The sequence below is a fragment of the Paraburkholderia sp. BR10937 genome, assembly GCF_040965695.1.
GTDB lineage: Bacteria > Pseudomonadota > Gammaproteobacteria > Burkholderiales > Burkholderiaceae > Paraburkholderia.
Genome location: NZ_JBFRCL010000040.1, coordinates 41,868 through 58,285, shown reverse-complemented (window position 1 = coordinate 58,285; position 16,418 = coordinate 41,868). Strand labels below are relative to the sequence as shown.

Below are 16,418 nucleotides of genomic sequence, written 5' to 3'. Positions count from 1 at the left end.
ACTGTTCCGCCGGCACGCGTCGCGCCCAGGAAGAACAAGGAGTGGTCGTCATGCACGCCGGTGAGCGTCTGAACAGCATTACTCACCTCGTGGGCGCGATGTTGTCGGTGGCGGGACTCGTCTCGCTCGTGACGCTCGCGGCGCTGGATCACGACGCATATAAGGTCGTGAGCTTTGCGGTATACGGGGCGATGTTGTGTGCGCTGTACACGATCTCGACGCTGTATCACGGCGTGCGCGGCATCCGCCTGAAGGCAGTGCTGCAAAAGTGCGACCACGCCGCGATCTATCTGCTCATCGCGGGCAGCTATACTCCGTTCACGCTGGTGACGCTGCGTGGTCCCTGGGGCTGGTCGCTCTTCGGCGTGAGCTGGGGGCTCGCGGCCCTTGGCATCGTTCAGGAACTCACGCTCGGGCGGCGCACGAGAGCACTGTCGATGGTGCTCTACGTGGTGATGGGCTGGCTCGCGGTGGTGGCGGTTCGACCGCTCATCGAAGCCTTGCCGGCCGCGGGCACGGCGTGGCTGCTCGCCGGCGGCGTCATTTACAGCGTCGGTATTTATTTTTTCGTCAATGACGAACGCATCCGGCACGGACATGGAATCTGGCATCTGTTCGTGCTCGCCGGGAGCGTCTGTCAATTCGTGAGCGTCGCGCGCTACGTCGCGTGACGCGTCAATGCGAAGACATCGTACGGCTGCCGCAGTGTCCGCGGCCGCACGATGCAACTTAACGCCAGACGACAGGTCTCGATAGACCTGGCCGTTCCATGAAGAAAAAACGCGGCGCGCGCACTGGCGCGCCGTCCGAACAACGCGAAAAAGCGGCTTCACCGGGCGCATTCGAACCCGGCAACACCGCTTTGGCTGCGCAGCGCGCCTTCGGGCCGCGAAGCGACGCCCGCGCTACTGCAATACAACAGGTGTTTATGTCTTTCGATTCTCTCGGCTTGTCCGAACCGCTGGTCCGCGCAGTCAACGAACTTGGGTACAGCACGCCCACGCCCATCCAGGCGCAAGCGATTCCCGCCGTGCTCTGCGGCGGCGACCTGCTCGCCGGCGCGCAAACCGGCACCGGCAAGACCGCTGGCTTCACGCTGCCGATCCTGCAACGCCTCACGGACATGGCGCCGGCCGCGGGTGGCAAGCGCGTGGTGCGCGCGCTGATCCTCACGCCCACGCGCGAACTCGCCGCGCAGGTCGAAGAGAGCGTGCGCGCCTACGGCAAGTATCTGAAGCTCAAGTCCACGGTGATGTTCGGCGGCGTGGGCATCAATCCGCAAATCGACGCGCTCAGGCGCGGCGTGGATATCGTGGTCGCGACGCCGGGTCGCCTGCTCGATCACATGCAGCAAAAGACGATCGATCTGTCGCAGCTCGAGATTCTCGTGCTCGACGAAGCCGACCGCATGCTCGACATGGGCTTCATCCACGACATCAAGCGTGTGCTCGCGAAGCTGCCGCCCAAGCGCCAGAACCTGCTCTTCTCGGCCACCTTCGCCGATGAGATCAAGGCGCTCGCCGACAGCCTGCTCGACTCGCCCGCGCTGATCGAAGTCGCGCGCCGCAACACCACTGCCGAAACCGTGGCGCAGAAGATCTATCCCGTCGACCGCGACCGCAAGCGCGACCTCCTGACGCACCTGATTCGCCAGCACAACTGGTTTCAGGTGCTCGTGTTCACGCGCACCAAGCACGGCGCGAACCGCCTCGCCGAGCAGCTCACGAAGGACGGCATCAGTGCGCTCGCGATTCACGGCAACAAGAGCCAGTCGGCACGCACGCGTGCCCTGAGCGAGTTCAAGGACGGCACGCTCCAGGTGCTCGTCGCGACCGACATCGCCGCACGCGGGATCGATATCGACCAGCTGCCGCACGTCGTCAACTACGATCTGCCCAACGTGCCCGAGGACTACGTGCACCGCATCGGCCGCACCGGCCGCGCGGGCGCGACGGGCGAAGCCGTGTCGCTCGTGTGCGTGGACGAGCATCAGCTGCTCAAGGACATCGAGAAGCTCATCAAGCGCGCGGTGCCCCAGGAGGTCATCGCGGGCTTCGAGCCGGACCCGAACGCGAAGCCCGAGCCGATCCAGCGCCGCAGCCAGCCCCAAGGGCGCTCGCCGCGCCAGGGGCAAGGCCAGGGCCGTGGTGCGTCGAATGGCGCCAATGCCGCGAACGGCGGACGCCCCGCGCAGGCGCGTGAACCGCGTGAATCGCGCGGCGGTAATCGCGAAGGCAACCGCGAAGGCAACCGTGAAGGCAACCGCGCGCATGCAGCCAACGGTGGCGGCAACGGCGGCCAGCGCCCGGCCAAGCCGGCCTCGAACGGCGGCGTGCGCACCGCCAAGCCCGTGAAACAGCAAGGCGCGAATCACGGTGCACAAGGCGCGCGGGGCGAGCATACGCGTCGCGAAAGCCAGCGCGGCGTTTCGCACGAAAGCGCACTGGGCCGCCCGCAACAACGCAAGCCGCAAGGCAACCCGGGCGCCCTGCTCGGCGGCCGCCCAGGCGGCAATTCGCGCCGCGACGGCAACGGCCAGCGCGATCGCTGATCTTTGCGCCCAGAAACGAAAAAGCCCGCTCCAGCAGCGGGCTTTTTGTTTTCGCGGGCCGATGTCCTAGCGGAAGAAAACGTGTTGTGTGATCTTCGCGAGCGGATAGTGCACGCCGGGCCGGATCTTCGCGGGCAGGTTGAGCGGCTTGAGCAGCATCTTCACGCACATGTCGGCGGAAAGATTGTGGCGCACCAGCCTGTTCACGCGCGCGGTGAGCTCGCGGCTATAGGCGTCGTCGCGCACGCGGTCGGGGTAGCGGCCCGCGTACACATGGCGCAGCGCGATCTCGGAATCTTCGTTCTTGATCTCCATCACGCGGCGCATGAGCGCGCCGAGCACGGCGAGACGCCCGTGCCCTTCTATCTGGTTGTACTTCTTGAAATAGCGGAAAAAGTGCTTGTAGTGACGCACTTCGTCGCTGCGAATGTTGTCGGTGATTTCCTTGAGCACGGGCTCGTCCGAATACTCGCCGATCGCGCGATAGAGCGTGGCGGTGCCGGTTTCGACGACGCAGCGCGCGACCATTTCGAGCGCGCGCGTTTTCTCGAACTCCTCGAACGAACAGGTCTTCGAATACTCTTCGATGAAGGTCTGAAACGCCGCGTCCCAGTCGAACTCGGGCCACACGTACTGAATGTACGTCTTCAGCGCGCGCCCATGCTGAAGCTCCTCGGGCTCCCATTCGCCGTTGAGCCACTCGGAGACCTCGGGGTCGCCGTTGAAGAACACGTTCAGGTTGCTCGTGTAAAGATCGGAACCGCTTTCAATGAACGAAGAGGCGGCGAGGAGCAGCATCAGGTCTTCGTTGGCGGCGGCACGTTGACGGTCGATACGGGTGAGATCGATGTCTTCGATGCGCCAGGGCATCACATGGCGAGGCTCATTGTCGTTACGCATTATGTCCTACTCCCGAAGCGGCGTTTTACGCTCACCACGCGCGGCGCCCTGCCCGAAGCCCGAGGCCCGGCGAGCTGCGCAAGTCACGCGGCGAACGTTACAAGCCATCCCTAATTCCATCTTAGCTGTACTTTCGCGTAGCTGCAGTCACAAAGCACAGACCGGGCCCGCTTCCCGCAGTTCCGGGAATAGACGACCTCTCCGCGTTACGTCATATGACGATCACTGGCCGACGCGCAAACGCAATACCCGCAGGCCTACCGTGCGTTTGATGCGTAGCGAATCGAAGCGGATTCGCGCGCTGTGTGCCGCGCTGCGGCATGAACTTCAAGTGATTTCGCGAATCTGGGCGGCTCGCACGACCGCTGCGTGCGGGCTCAAATGTCAAAGGGAAAATTTTCGGGGCGTGGTTTGTACAACGCAGCGGCGTTGACTACACTCCAGTTCCCCGAGGTAGATCCCGGGCTGGGTGCCGTTTGGGCCGCGCACAGGCGGTCCGGGCGGCCGGTCCCTCCAGTCAGTCGATCTGCCCGGTCGCAGGCTTTCGCTCACACCACCGCATTCCTGTCGCTGCGCCGCCCCGCGGGCCGCAACCGGCGACCTCTGATGCGGCAACACGGAGAGAACGATGCTGAGTCCGCATGAATTCGCCACCCTGCTGCTAGTACAGGACGCCCCCAACCAGCTCGACATGGAGCGAGAAGAACTGGACGCCTTGCTCGAACGACAGCTCGTCCAACTGGAGCGCCTTGCATCCGGCCTTCAGCAATGGCGACTAACCGAAATCGGCGACTCTGCGTTGCGCGCCATCAAACGGTGTTCGTAGCCTGATCCCGCGGGCCGAGCACCCGCGCAGCCACAGGCTCCATTGCCCTTTATCGATTTGCGCGGACGCATGGATCGTCCGCTAGCCCGACTTGTCGGGCACGTCCCCGATGCAGGCGCACGGCAGTAGACGTACGCGCCTGCAGTGCATGGTCACGCGGACCCGCGCGCTTCATGCCCGCGTGACCATTTTTTTGCGCATGCCTCCGTGCAGCGCGCGTGCGCGCGCACCCTGCCGCAGCGCTATTCGCCTGTTCGCCTACCCGGCTCTCAGCGTGGGGTCGACCGCCGACCGCCAGCTCAGCGCTTGGGCGCGCTGTGCGTTGAGGAAGTTCACCCACTCACCCCGCGCCTCGCCATTGCCGCTCTTGCCGAGCGTGGTGTATTGCTGCGCGAGCTGAGCCTGGAAGCCGCAAAACTGGTCCTGGGGCAGCCTGCCGCGCCGATTCGCCACCCACGCGTCGAAGATGGCCGCGTAGACGCCCGGCGCATACGCACCGAAATCGACCGTCTGGCCGCCGCACATCTGCTGCAAGGCGGCGAGCGACGGCGCGCGCCCCCCGCCTTCCGGGCCCGGCGGCGCGCCCACGCACCCCGCGAGCAGCACGGCCGCACCGATCATTGCAATTGCACGCATGATTGCCTCGTTATCGTTTTCGACTGGTTGAAACGACTGCATCCCGACTCGGTTATTGTCGCACCGCGCCGCGCGAGCGACACCCCGGCCGTTCCGTTGCGCCGAAGCGAGCGCAAATCGCTTTCGGGCTATGCTGGGTTCGATGCCACGCGCTTCAGTGCGCGCCGGTCGACGCGCGTACCGCCGCGCACCCTCCAGGGAGACTGCACGATGCCTCAGTCGCACGCCGAGTCGTACATCCTCGCGCTGGACCAGGGCACGACGAGTTCCCGCGCCCTGCTGCTCGAGCGCAGCGGCGCGATCGTCGCGCTCGCGCAGAAGGAGTTCGCGCAACTTTACCCGCGGCCCGGCTGGGTCGAGCATGACCCGCGCGACATCTGGTCGAGCCAGGCTGGCGTCGCGGCGGAAGCGCTCACGCGCGCGGGCGTCGGAGCCGCCGCGATTGCGGGCATCGGCATCACGAACCAGCGCGAAACGACCATCGTGTGGGACCGCGCGACGGGGCAGCCCGTGTACAACGCGATCGTCTGGCAGGACCGCCGCACGGCCGGCTATTGCGACGAACTGAAAGCGCGCGGGCTCGAGCCGATGGTGCGAGCGAAAACCGGCCTGCCGATCGACGCGTACTTTTCGGCCACGAAAATCCGCTGGATTCTCGATCATGTCGAGGGCGCGCGCGAAAAAGCGCGCGCGGGCCGGCTCGCGTTCGGCACCGTGGACGCCTGGCTGCTGTGGCACTTTGCACGCGGCGCGCTGCACGCCACCGACGTCACCAATGCCGCGCGCACGATGCTTTTCGACATCCACACGCTGCGCTGGGACGACGACCTGCTCGCGCTCTTCGAGATTCCGCGCAGCATGCTGCCGGAAGTGCGTTCGTCGTCGGAGGTCTATGCGCGCACGGCGGCGTCGCTCTTCGCGGCCGAAATACCGCTTGCCGGCGTGGCCGGCGACCAGCATGCGGCGCTCTTCGGGCAGATGTGCATGCGCCCCGGCATGGTGAAGAACACCTACGGCACCGGCTGCTTTCTCGTGATGAATACCGGCGCGCAACCTGTCGAGTCGAGCCACAATCTCGTCACGACCATCGCGTGGCAAGCGCTCGGGCAAACACAATACGCGCTGGAGGGCAGCATCTTTATCGCGGGCGCGGTGGTGCAATGGCTGCGCGACGGGCTCGGCATCATTCGCAGCGCAGCGGAAATCGAACCGCTCGCGGCCAGCGTGCCGCACAGCGACGGCGTATACCTCGTGCCCGCGTTCGCCGGCCTCGGCGCGCCGCACTGGAACGCGCACGCGCGCGGCACGCTGTTCGGGCTCACGCGCGGCACGACTGCGGCGCATATCGCACGCTCGGCGCTCGACTCGATCGCCTATCAGTCGTTCGACGTGCTCGACGCCATGGAGGCCGATTCCGGTATGCGTGTGAACGAATTGCGCGTGGATGGCGGCGCCAGCGCGAACGATCTGCTGATGCAGTTCCAGGCAGATCTGCTGGGCGTGAACGTGTTGCGGCCGCGCTCCAGCGAAAGCACCGCGCTGGGCGCGGGATATCTGGCCGGGCTCGCGGTGGGGTTCTGGCGCGATATCGATGAACTCCAGCAGCACTGGAGCCTCGAGCGCCGCTTCACGCCCTCGCTGCCGCGCGACGAGGCGGCAAGGTGCCTCGCCGGCTGGCAGCGCGCGATCGGCGCAGCAAAAGCGTGGGCCGACACCCGCGAGGCAAACGCAGCGGACGACCACTGAGCATCGCAGGCCGCGTGTGCGCTGCTTTCAAAAAGCAAAAGCACGTATGATTGGAGGTTTCCACCTTGCCCCCTGCCTGGCCCAGGCGCACGCACCGGCCGCCGTCCGCTGGCCGCGCGTTGCCCGGCCTCTCGTTTCACGCATGATCGACCATCTCATCTGCGACTGTGACGGCGTGCTCGTCGACAGCGAAGTCATCGCCGACCGCGTTCTGTTCGACACGCTCAGCAGCACCTTTCCCGGCATCGATTTTCACGCCGCCGTGAATGCGGCGTTCGGCCAGCAGACCTCGCGCTTTCTCGCCGACGTCGCCGCGCGCTTTGACCTCACGATGCCCGAGGACTTTCTCGAGACCATCGAACATCGTTGCGAAGCCGCGATTGCCGAGTCGGTGAGCCCGATCAACGGCGTGCGCGACGCCTTGCGCCGGGTGACGCTGCCTGCCGCCGTCGTTTCGAACAGCCGGCTCACGCGCGTGCACGCTTCGGTGCGGCGCGCCGGGCTCGACACGATCTTCGGCGAGCGCATCTTCAGCGCCGAGCAGGTCGCGCGGCCCAAGCCTTATCCGGACGTGTACCTGCACGCGGCGAAGCAACTCGGCGTAGAGCCGGCGCGCTGCATCGTCGTCGAAGACAGCATTTCGGGTTTGAACGCCGCGCGCGCCGCAGGCATGAAGACGATTGCGTTCGTGGGCGCGAGCCACATACCTTCGGGCTACGCCGACGTGCTGCGCGAGATGGGCATCACGCGCATCATGGCGCACATGGAAGAGCTGCCGGCGCTCGTCGAGGCCGGCGTGCGCGGCGAATTCGGCGACGTGCAGTCGTAAGGCCGCGCGTCTCAGGCCGGCTCGGCGCAGCGCTCGCGCGCCACGGCGAGCGACTCGCGAAACGCCACCAGCTCGGCAATCGAAAGCACCGGCAGATCGTGCAGCTTCGCGAAGTCGTCGACCTGCTTGCCACGCGCCATCGTGCCATCCGGGTTCATCAGCTCGCACAGCACGCCGGCGGGCGCGAGGCCCGCGAGCACCGCCAGATCGACGGTGCCTTCGGTGTGGCCGCGGCGCGCCAGCACGCCGCCCTTCTGGGCACGCAGCGGGAACACGTGGCCGGGGCGCACGATATCGGCAGGCTTCGCGTCCGCGGCGATCGCGGCGCGGATCGTCGTCACGCGGTCGGCGGCCGACACGCCCGTGCTCACGCCGTCGCGCGCTTCGATCGAGACCGTGAACGCGGTGCGGTTGCGGCTCTCGTTGTGGGCCACCATCGGCGGCAGTTCGAGCGCGCGCACTTTTTCGTCAGACAGACACAGGCACACGATGCCGCTGCATTCGCGGATGAAGAGCGCCATCGTTTCGGGCGTGAGGCGTTCGGCGGCGACGATCAGGTCGGCCTCGTCCTCGCGGTCGTGGTCGTCCTGCAGCACGACCGGGCGGCCTTCGCGCATGGCTTGCAACGCGGCGGCAATGCGCGGCGGCACCGGCTCGGAATCGATGAACGGGAGATCGGCGGCGGCGTCGAGCGGCGCGCCCTGGGATGCAGCGAGAGGGGTACTGGCAGTAAGGGACATGTGAAACGCTCCTCGCGAGAGTTAGGCGAAAAACGTTTCAGGGCATTGCAAACAGACAGGAATCCCCGGCGCGCGTGATTCGCACGGATGCCGCGCGCCCCGAAAATGCGGACGCACGCACATCGGCCGAAACGCCGCGGCGGATGGGCAAACATGACCATCTGCACATCTTCTTTCATCCGGACTATGACCGTCGGCTCTGGCTTCGCACCAGATCTGCTGACCCTGCGCACGACACAATGAAGCTCGCGCAGGCGCTCGCGGGCTCGTCGACCTTGCCTTGCGGCGCGGCCGGCATACCGCCGGTGGGGAATTTCGCCCCGCCCTGAAGACGCACTGATTACCGGCTTATTACCTGACTTAACCGGCGGGCAAAGGATACAACAGGCTGCGCAACTGTGCAGCGCAAAAAAGTACGACTAGAGAATTTTCTCGACGATGCGACGCGGCTCATGCAGGCTGCGCCGCCACGGCTGCGACCGCCTCCACCGTCCGGACCGCTTCGGCTGCCGATGCCGCTTCGCCGCCAGCCGTCCCGACCGGCACGTCCCAGCGCGGCGGCGTCTCGGCGTTGAGCGTCACGCGAAACACGCGCGCCTCGGTGTCGCCCGGGTTGCGCAGGCTGTGCGGCTGGTCGGCATCGAACAGGATCGCATCGCCGGTTGCGAGCAATTGGCGCCGATCGTGCACGCTCACTTCGAGCGTGCCCTCGCTCACCACGAGGTTCACCGTCGTGCCGGGCGGCCGGCGCACGCCGGGCTCGGTATGCAGCGGCGCGATGCGCAGTTCGTGAAATTCGGCGGCGGCGGGCTCCCCTTCCGGATAGAGCGCGCGCGCCGAATAGCGGCCGTCGGCGGAAACGAGACGCGACGCCCGCTCGGCGGGCAAATGCTCGAAGCCGTTCACGGCATGCCGCCGCAGGAACGCCGACACGGAAACTTTGAGCGCCGCCGCCACCTTGCACAGCACCTTGATCGACGGCACGCTGCGCGCCGACTCGACTTGAGCGAGCATCGCGCGCGAGACACCCGAGGCGCGTGCGAGCGCATCGAGCGAAAGCTGGCGTTCGGCGCGCAGCCGGGCGAGGTTGACGCCCACAAGATGTTCAAGCGTCTCGTAGGATCCTTCGGTGTGCGCAATATCGGGTCGTGCATCGCGTACGAGCGCGAGGGGTGAATGCATGGCTGCCTCCAGGCAGCGCCGCGTCATTGCGGCGCAAGAGCATGAATGGAGGCAAGACTAGCATCGCGATTTGCCGCGCCCAACGAAGTTATCTTCACACTGTTATCAGCATTGCAGAGCGCGAATCGTGGATTGCTTTCGCGCCCTGCGCATAAGGCGCGCTGCCTTCTGCACGGCCTTGCGCATTGCCCTCATCCGGCGCTCACGTATTCTGCCGCGCCGCCACGTGCGCGTCGCGCAGCGGTTCGGCGCGCGTGTCGAGCCGCGCCGCCGCCCATGTGAGCACGAGCGCCGCCACCGAGACGGCCGCGGCCACCCACGGCAGCGAGTCGAGCGCCACGCCGTGTGCAATGGCGAGCCCGCCCATCCATGCGCCCATTGCGTTACCCACGTTGAACGCGCCGATGTTCAGCGTCGAGGCGAGATTCGGCGCCGCCGCGGCCTTCGCGACCACGCGCATCTGCAACGGCGGCACGGTCGCGAACGCGGCGATGCCCCACACGAATACGGTGATCGCGGCGGGCCACATGGCGTGGCTCGTCTTCGTGAAGATGGCCATGATCACGGCGAGCACGACGAGAATGCCCATGAGCGAAGGCATCAGCGCGCGGTCTGCGAGCTTGCCGCCCAGTGTATTGCCAAGCGTCAGGCCTACGCCGAACAGCACGAGCATCAGCGTCACGCCGCGCGGCGAGAAGCCGCCCACCTGCTCGAGAATCGGCGCGATGTAGGTGAACACGACGAACACGCCGCCAAAGCCGAGCACCGTCATGCCGAGCGCGAGCCACACCTGCGGGTCGCGCAGCACGCGCACTTCGTGGCCGAGCCCGGCAGGGCCGCTGTCGTGATGGTTGGGCACCAGAGCCGTCACGCCGGCGAGCGAAATCACGCCAAGGCCGCTCACGATCCAGAACGCCACGCGCCAGCCGAACTGCTGGCCAATGGCTGTGCCGAACGGCACGCCCAGCACGGTGGCGAGCGTGAGCCCCGTGAACATCAGCGCGATGGCGCTCGCGCGCTTTTCCTGCGGCACGAGCGAGGCGGCCACGACGGCGCCGATGCCGAAGAACGAACCGTGCGCGAACGACGCGACGACGCGCGCAACCATCAAGAGCGAATAGTTCGACGCGACCGCGCACATCACGTTGCCGACGATGAACACGCCCATCAGCAGCTGCAGCGCGAGCTTGCGCGGCATGCGGCTCGTCAGCGCGGCAAGCAGCGGCGCGCCGGCCGCCACGCCGAGCGCATAGCCGGTCACGAGCAGGCCTGCGGCAGGAATCGTCACGTTCAGATCGCGCGCGACATCGGGCAACAGGCCCATGATGAGGAACTCGGTGGTGCCGATGGCAAAGGCGCTGATGGCCAGCGCGAGCAAGGGGATAGGCATCGAAATCTCCGAAAATCAGCCTGGATTCAAATGGGCTTCAGTGGCAGCCAGCGGCCGTCAAGCCGCCGCGCCGGCCGCCAGCGACGTCACGAACTCGACGACGACACCGGGCGCGAGCGCAACGAACAGCTGCACTTCCGCGCTCGCGGGCACCTCCGCCAGCTGGTACGGCACGCGGTGCGCGGCAAGCCGCTCGACGAGCGCGCGCCACTCGATGCCCGGCGCCACGCGAAACGCCACGTGGTCGATGCGCGGCGCGACAAGCGCAGACGCTCCGCCTGGCAACCGCGCGGGCTCGGTCGCATCGACCAGATGGATGACCGCGCGGCCGTTCGCGTAGAGCCAGTGGCCGTCCACGCGAAACGGCGGACGCGACCCGTCTTCGAGGCCGACGACGTCGCGAAAGAAGCGGCATGTGCCTTCAAGGTCTGGAGTGACGAGGGTGACGTGATCGAGTTGCATGGCGTGCGGGCCGAGGCCGTTGTCCTGAAAACACGCGCATTGTCGCGGCTGCGCTCGAATTTGATAATTGGCGTAGCATTTGAATCATTTTCAATCCATTTCTAATAATCGCGATGGACAACCTCGGCGACGTGCGCCTGTTCGTGGAGGCGGCACGCCTCGGCAGCCTTTCCGCGGCGGGCCGCAAGCTCGGCCTCACGCCCGCGGCGGCCAGTGCCCGGCTCGCGCGGCTCGAAGCGGAGCTGCGTGCGCGTCTGTTCGATCGCACCACCCGCCAGCTGCGCCTCACCGACGAAGGCCGTCTCTACCTCACCTGCAGCGAGCACGCGCTGCGCTCGCTCGATGACGCCAAGGCGGCCTTGCAGGAGGGCCAGAACGCGGTGCGCGGCAAGGTGCGCATTTCGGCGACCTCGGATTTCGGCCGCAATCTGCTGATGACCTGGCTCGACGAATTCCGCGCACTCTACCCCGACGTGCGTTTCTCGCTGATGCTGACCGACTCGCTCTCGAATCTCGTGCTCGAAGACATCGATCTCGCGATCCGCTTCGGCACGCCGCAGGACAGTTCGCTCGTGGCGCGCTGGCTCGCGCCGAACCGCCGCGTGCTGTGCGCCTCACCCGAGTACCTCGCACGCTGCGGCGAGCCGTGGGAGCCGAACGATCTGGCCAGTTTCGACTGCATCGTGATCGGGTCGGCGGCGGGGCCGGTCAACGAGTGGCGCTTCACGCGCGGCAGCGGTTCGCAGACCGAAACGCAGACCTATACGGTGCCGCTCGACGGCGCGCTCGAGTCGACGGATGGCGAAGTCGCGCGCCAGTGGGCACTGTGCGGCTACGGCCTCGCGGTGAAGTCGATCTGGGATGTCGCGGACGACCTGCGCGCCGGGCGGCTCAAGACCGTGATGCCCGAGTGGCGCTACCCCGACGCCCCGCTGCACGCGCTCTATCACCGCAACCGCTTTCTCGCGCCGCGCGTGCGGGCGCTGCTCGATTTCCTCAGCGAGCGCTTCGCGCAGACTTCGGGCGAACTCGAGGCGCTCGTCCCCTGCACGGATCCGGCCGAAGCGACGCAAAGCCGCAGACGCAAACGGATATAATGGCGGATTGCGCAGAAAGCGATCCGCAGCCGCATCCGCACTGGCCAGTATCGGCAAATGCGGCACCGGCAAAAACAACAAAAGAGCAACGCGGAACGTCCCAGGTCGCCAAACGCGCATGGCCAGAAACAGGATGCCAACGCCGGCCTCATAGCCGGTTTCGCCGCACCCCGATTCAGCCCCCATAAAACACCGTAGTCCTGACGTGCAGACCGTGCATCACGCGCGTGCATCAAGCGGACGACGCCCCCAGGTCAACCACTGCGAACGGCGAAACCCGATGACCAAGAAAGTTTATGTAAAGACCTTTGGCTGCCAGATGAACGAGTACGACTCCGACAAGATGGTCGACGTACTCGGCGCCGCCGAAGGTCTCGTGAAGACCGACACCCCCGAAGACGCGGACGTCATCCTCTTCAACACCTGTTCGGTGCGCGAAAAGGCGCAGGAGAAGGTCTTCTCCGACCTCGGCCGCGTGCGCGAGCTCAAGGAAGCGAACCCGAACCTGCTGATCGGCGTGGGCGGCTGTGTGGCGAGCCAGGAAGGCGCGGCGATCGTCGCGCGCGCGCCGTACGTGGACCTCGTGTTCGGCCCGCAAACGCTGCACCGCCTGCCGCAGATGATCGACGCGCGCCGCGCCTCGGGCCGCGCGCAGGTGGACATCACCTTCCCCGAAATCGAGAAGTTCGACCATCTGCCGCCCGCGCGCGTGGAAGGCCCGAGCGCGTTCGTCTCGATCATGGAAGGCTGCTCGAAATACTGCAGCTACTGCGTCGTGCCCTACACGCGCGGCGAGGAAGTCTCGCGTCCGCTCGACGACGTGCTCACCGAAATCGCGGGCCTCGCCGACCAGGGCGTGCGTGAAGTCACGCTGCTCGGCCAGAACGTCAACGCCTGGCGCGGCGCACTGACGGCCGGCGCGCACGACGCCGCCGACTTCGCCACGTTGATCGAATACGTCGCCGAGATCCCCGGCATCGAGCGCATCCGCTACACGACTTCGCACCCGAAGGAATTCACGCAGCGCCTGATCGACACCTACGCGAAGGTGCCCAAGCTCGTGAGCCATCTGCATCTACCGGTGCAGCACGGCTCGGACCGCGTGCTCATGGCGATGAAGCGCGGCTACACCGTGCTCGAGTACAAGTCGATCATCCGCAAGCTGCGCGCGATCCGCCCGGACCTGTCGCTCTCCACGGACTTCATCGTCGGCTTCCCCGGCGAGACCGAAGAGGACTTCCAGAAGATGATGGCGCTCGTCGAGGAGATGAGCTACGACACGAGCTTCTCGTTCATCTACAGCCCGCGCCCGGGGACCCCCGCCGCGAATCTCGAAGACGACACGCCGCGCGAGGTGAAGCTCAAGCGCCTGCAGCACCTGCAGGCCACGATCGAAGAGAACGTGGCGCGCATCAGCCAGTCGATGGTTGGCCGGGTCGAACGCATTCTCGTGGAAGGCCCTTCGCGCAAGGACCCGAGCGAACTCTCGGGCCGTACGCAGAACAACCGCGTGGTGAACTTCCCGGCGCCGCTCGCTTCGCACGCGCGCCTGATCGGCCAGATGATCGACGTGAAGATCAACCACGCGTACCCGCACTCGCTGCGCGGCGAACTCGTGCTCGCGCACGAAGACGCTTCGACGCTCGCGCACTAATCGGCTCGGCGCACCCAGCCAGGAATTCAGGAGTTCAGAGACACCTTGAAGCCCAATCAGCAGCATCTGGAATTCACCGCGCCGCGCGACGACAACGCGCGGCTCGCCAACCTCTGCGGCCCGCTCGACGAAAACCTGCGCCAGATCGAGCAAGCGCTCGACGTGACGCTCGCGCGGCGCGGCCATCGCATCACCATTCGCGGGCGTGGCGCCAGGCTGGCGCTCGCGGCGCTCGAGAACTTCTACAACCAGGCGCGCGATCCGCTCTCCGTCGACGACATTCAGCTCGCGCTCGTCGAGGCCCGGCACCCCGCGAACTTCGGCGGCAACTCGGCGAACGATCCGCGCGGCAATGGCAACGGTGGCGTGCGCGGCAAGGTGAACGGCGGCAACAGCGGCGGCAACGAAGCCGCCGAGATCGACCCGCGCTTTCGCGGCGACCCCGATCATCCGTTCGACGAGCCCGCGAGCGAAGGCGTCGATGTCGAGGAACTCGGCCCGAAGCTCTACACGCGGCGCGCCGACCTGCGCGGCCGCACGCCCGCGCAGCGCGAGTATCTGAAGCAGATCATCTCGCACGACGTGACGTTCGGCATCGGCCCCGCAGGCACCGGCAAGACCTATCTCGCCGTAGCCTGCGCCGTGGACGCGCTCGAGCGCGATCAGGTCAAGCGCATCGTGCTCACGCGTCCGGCCGTGGAAGCGGGCGAGCGTCTGGGCTTCCTGCCCGGCGATCTGTCGCAGAAGGTCGATCCGTATCTGCGTCCGCTGTACGACGCGCTTTACGATCTGCTCGGCTTCGACAAGACCGCGAAGATGTTCGAGCGCCAGATGATCGAAATCGCGCCGCTCGCCTACATGCGCGGACGCACGCTCAATCACGCGTTCATCATTCTCGACGAGGCACAGAACACCACGCCCGAGCAGATGAAGATGTTCCTCACGCGTATCGGCTTCGGCTCGAAGGCGGTCGTGACCGGCGACACCACGCAGATCGACTTGCCGCGCGGCCACAAGAGCGGCCTGATCGAAGCGCAGCATGTGCTGAAGGACGTGCGCGGCATTGCCGTCACGCACTTCACGAGTGCGGACGTCGTGCGCCACCCGCTCGTCGCGCGTATCGTCGAGGCGTATGACGCGCATTCGAAAAAGGACGAAGGCGTTGGCGATGCGCGCTAACGCCGCCGCCTGCGTCGTCTCACAGCTTTAGCCCCATGCCCCGCGCACCGAAACTCAAACTGACCGTGCAGTTCCCCGCCGCGAAGGCGTTCCCACAGCACAAGGCCGCGCTGCCGCGCGCCACCGTGGCGGCGTGGCTCAAGGCCGCGCTCTTCGCGGACGCGGAGCTGGCCGTGCGCTTCGTCGACGCCGAGGAAGGCCGCACGCTCAACCGCACGTATCGCGGCAAGGACTACGCGACCAACGTGCTCACCTTCGCCTATGCGGAGAGCGAGGACGATCCGGTCACGGGCGATCTGATCCTGTGCTGCCCCGTGGTGGAAAAGGAAGCCGCCGAGCAGGGCAAGCCGCTCGCCGCGCACTACGCGCATCTGCTCGTGCACGGCGCGCTGCACGCGCAGGGTTACGATCACGAAGACGAGACCGAAGCCGAAGAGATGGAAGGCATCGAAACCGAGGTCCTCAACTCGCTAGGCTTTCCTGATCCGTACAAGTAAGCCCCCGCCATGAACGACAAACGCACGCCCGATTTCGCCGAACCCTCAGCACTGCCCGAGGCGGGCGATGCGAGCGTGCCCTTCCCCGGCTACCCGCCGGCGCTCGGCGAGTCGCGGCTCCTGAGCGAAGACGAGTTGCGCGCCTCGCTCGACTGCACGCTGAAAGCGCGAGGCTGGGACAGCGCGAGCGACATCTGGCTGTTCGGCTATGGCTCGCTGATCTGGAACCCGGGGCTGCCCACCGTCGAGAACGTGCGTTCGCGCGTGCACGGCTACCATCGCGGGCTGTATCTGTGGTCGCGCGTGAACCGCGGCACGCCCGAACAGCCCGGCCTCGTGCTCGCGCTCGACCGCGGCGGCTCGTGCGCGGGCGTTGCGTTCCGGCTTGCGGCCGAGGGCGTGATGCCACACCTCGAAGCGCTCTGGCGCCGCGAGATGCCGATGGGCTCGTACCGCCCCGCCTGGCTGCCCTGCGTGCTCGCAGACGGCCGCCGCGTCGACGCGCTCGCCTTCGTCATGCGGCGCGATGTGGCCTCGTACACCGGCAAGCTTTCCGAAGCCACCGTGCGCACGGTGTTCGGCTGCGCGTCGGGCCGCTACGGCTCGACGCTCGACTACGTGCGCCGCACCGTGGATGCACTGCGCGAGAGCGGCATGCGCGACCGCGCGCTGGAGCGGCTGCTCGCGCGCTGCGCGTGAGGCCGGACTCACGCGCCGCTTTTTCGTCCA

The 16,418-nt window shown here is 66.6% G+C and carries 16 protein-coding genes and 1 riboswitch; of the genes, 10 read left to right on the top strand and 6 right to left on the bottom strand.

The genetic code is table 11. The features are described from left to right. Positions 1–50: 50 nt before the first annotated feature. Positions 51–671, top strand: coding sequence for a hemolysin III family protein (locus tag AB4Y44_RS28410; RefSeq protein ID WP_342921208.1), 621 nt, complete (start codon positions 51–53; stop codon positions 669–671). 257 nt (positions 672–928) lie between these two features. Next, positions 929–2,551 (top strand): DEAD/DEAH box helicase, encoded by a 1,623-nt coding sequence (locus AB4Y44_RS28405; protein WP_368701468.1) that lies wholly within the window; start codon positions 929–931, stop codon positions 2,549–2,551. 66 nt (positions 2,552–2,617) lie between these two features. Here AB4Y44_RS28405 and AB4Y44_RS28400 read toward each other — a convergent pair whose 3' ends face one another. After that, positions 2,618–3,451, bottom strand: coding sequence for a ferritin-like domain-containing protein (locus AB4Y44_RS28400; protein ID WP_342921210.1), 834 nt, complete (start codon positions 3,449–3,451; stop codon positions 2,618–2,620). Positions 3,452–4,079: 628 nt separating this feature from the next. On the opposite strand from AB4Y44_RS28400, the gene AB4Y44_RS28395 reads away from it, so the two are divergent. After that, positions 4,080–4,277 (top strand): hypothetical protein, encoded by a 198-nt coding sequence (locus AB4Y44_RS28395; protein ID WP_028205977.1) that lies wholly within the window; start codon positions 4,080–4,082, stop codon positions 4,275–4,277. 258 nt (positions 4,278–4,535) lie between these two features. On the opposite strand, the gene AB4Y44_RS28390 is transcribed toward AB4Y44_RS28395, so the two are convergent. Then, positions 4,536–4,913, bottom strand: coding sequence for a hypothetical protein (locus tag AB4Y44_RS28390; protein WP_342921211.1), 378 nt, complete (start codon positions 4,911–4,913; stop codon positions 4,536–4,538). A gap of 210 nt (positions 4,914–5,123) precedes the next feature. On the opposite strand from AB4Y44_RS28390, the gene glpK reads away from it, so the two are divergent. Beyond that, a complete protein-coding gene (glpK, locus tag AB4Y44_RS28385; RefSeq protein ID WP_368701467.1) occupies positions 5,124–6,659 on the top strand; it encodes a glycerol kinase GlpK in 1,536 nt (511 codons plus the stop codon). Positions 6,660–6,801: 142 nt separating this feature from the next. After that, complete coding sequence (locus AB4Y44_RS28380) at positions 6,802–7,488, top strand: HAD family phosphatase (protein ID WP_069262876.1); 687 nt, start codon at positions 6,802–6,804, stop codon at positions 7,486–7,488. 11 nt (positions 7,489–7,499) lie between these two features. Here AB4Y44_RS28380 and ribB read toward each other — a convergent pair whose 3' ends face one another. The 4 genes from ribB to AB4Y44_RS28360 form a co-directional block, all read right to left on the bottom strand. Further along, a complete protein-coding gene (gene ribB, locus AB4Y44_RS28375) occupies positions 7,500–8,228 on the bottom strand; it encodes a 3,4-dihydroxy-2-butanone-4-phosphate synthase (RefSeq protein ID WP_368701466.1) in 729 nt (242 codons plus the stop codon). 163 nt (positions 8,229–8,391) lie between these two features. After that, a riboswitch (FMN riboswitch) is annotated at positions 8,392–8,565 on the bottom strand. A 113-nt stretch (positions 8,566–8,678) separates the two neighbouring features. Then, entirely contained in the window at positions 8,679–9,410 is a 732-nt protein-coding gene (locus AB4Y44_RS28370) for a helix-turn-helix domain-containing protein (protein ID WP_368701465.1), read from the bottom strand. Between the two features lie 202 nt (positions 9,411–9,612). Then, the gene (locus tag AB4Y44_RS28365; RefSeq protein WP_368701464.1) at positions 9,613–10,800 is read right to left on the bottom strand and encodes an MFS transporter; all 1,188 of its coding nucleotides are present in this window, start codon (positions 10,798–10,800) and stop codon (positions 9,613–9,615) included. Positions 10,801–10,857: 57 nt separating this feature from the next. Continuing rightward, a complete protein-coding gene (locus tag AB4Y44_RS28360) occupies positions 10,858–11,262 on the bottom strand; it encodes a VOC family protein (RefSeq protein ID WP_368701463.1) in 405 nt (134 codons plus the stop codon). Positions 11,263–11,375: 113 nt separating this feature from the next. Here AB4Y44_RS28360 and AB4Y44_RS28355 point away from each other — a divergent pair, with 113 nt between their 5' ends. The 5 genes from AB4Y44_RS28355 (at position 11,376) to AB4Y44_RS28335 (ending at position 16,388) form a co-directional block, all read left to right on the top strand. Further along, on the top strand, positions 11,376–12,359 hold the full coding sequence (locus AB4Y44_RS28355; RefSeq protein WP_368701462.1) for a LysR family transcriptional regulator: 984 nt from the start codon (positions 11,376–11,378) through the stop codon (positions 12,357–12,359). Between the two features lie 280 nt (positions 12,360–12,639). Next, on the top strand, positions 12,640–14,013 hold the full coding sequence (gene miaB / locus AB4Y44_RS28350) for a tRNA (N6-isopentenyl adenosine(37)-C2)-methylthiotransferase MiaB (protein WP_342921218.1): 1,374 nt from the start codon (positions 12,640–12,642) through the stop codon (positions 14,011–14,013). A 45-nt stretch (positions 14,014–14,058) separates the two neighbouring features. Beyond that, on the top strand, positions 14,059–15,192 hold the full coding sequence (locus AB4Y44_RS28345; RefSeq protein WP_368701461.1) for a PhoH family protein: 1,134 nt from the start codon (positions 14,059–14,061) through the stop codon (positions 15,190–15,192). A 35-nt stretch (positions 15,193–15,227) separates the two neighbouring features. Continuing rightward, positions 15,228–15,689, top strand: coding sequence for an rRNA maturation RNase YbeY (ybeY, locus tag AB4Y44_RS28340; protein WP_342921220.1), 462 nt, complete (start codon positions 15,228–15,230; stop codon positions 15,687–15,689). A gap of 9 nt (positions 15,690–15,698) precedes the next feature. Beyond that, positions 15,699–16,388: a gamma-glutamylcyclotransferase gene (locus AB4Y44_RS28335; RefSeq protein WP_368701460.1), complete on the top strand. Its 690-nt coding sequence runs from the start codon at positions 15,699–15,701 to the stop codon at positions 16,386–16,388. The last annotated feature ends 30 nt before the right edge of the window (positions 16,389–16,418 follow it).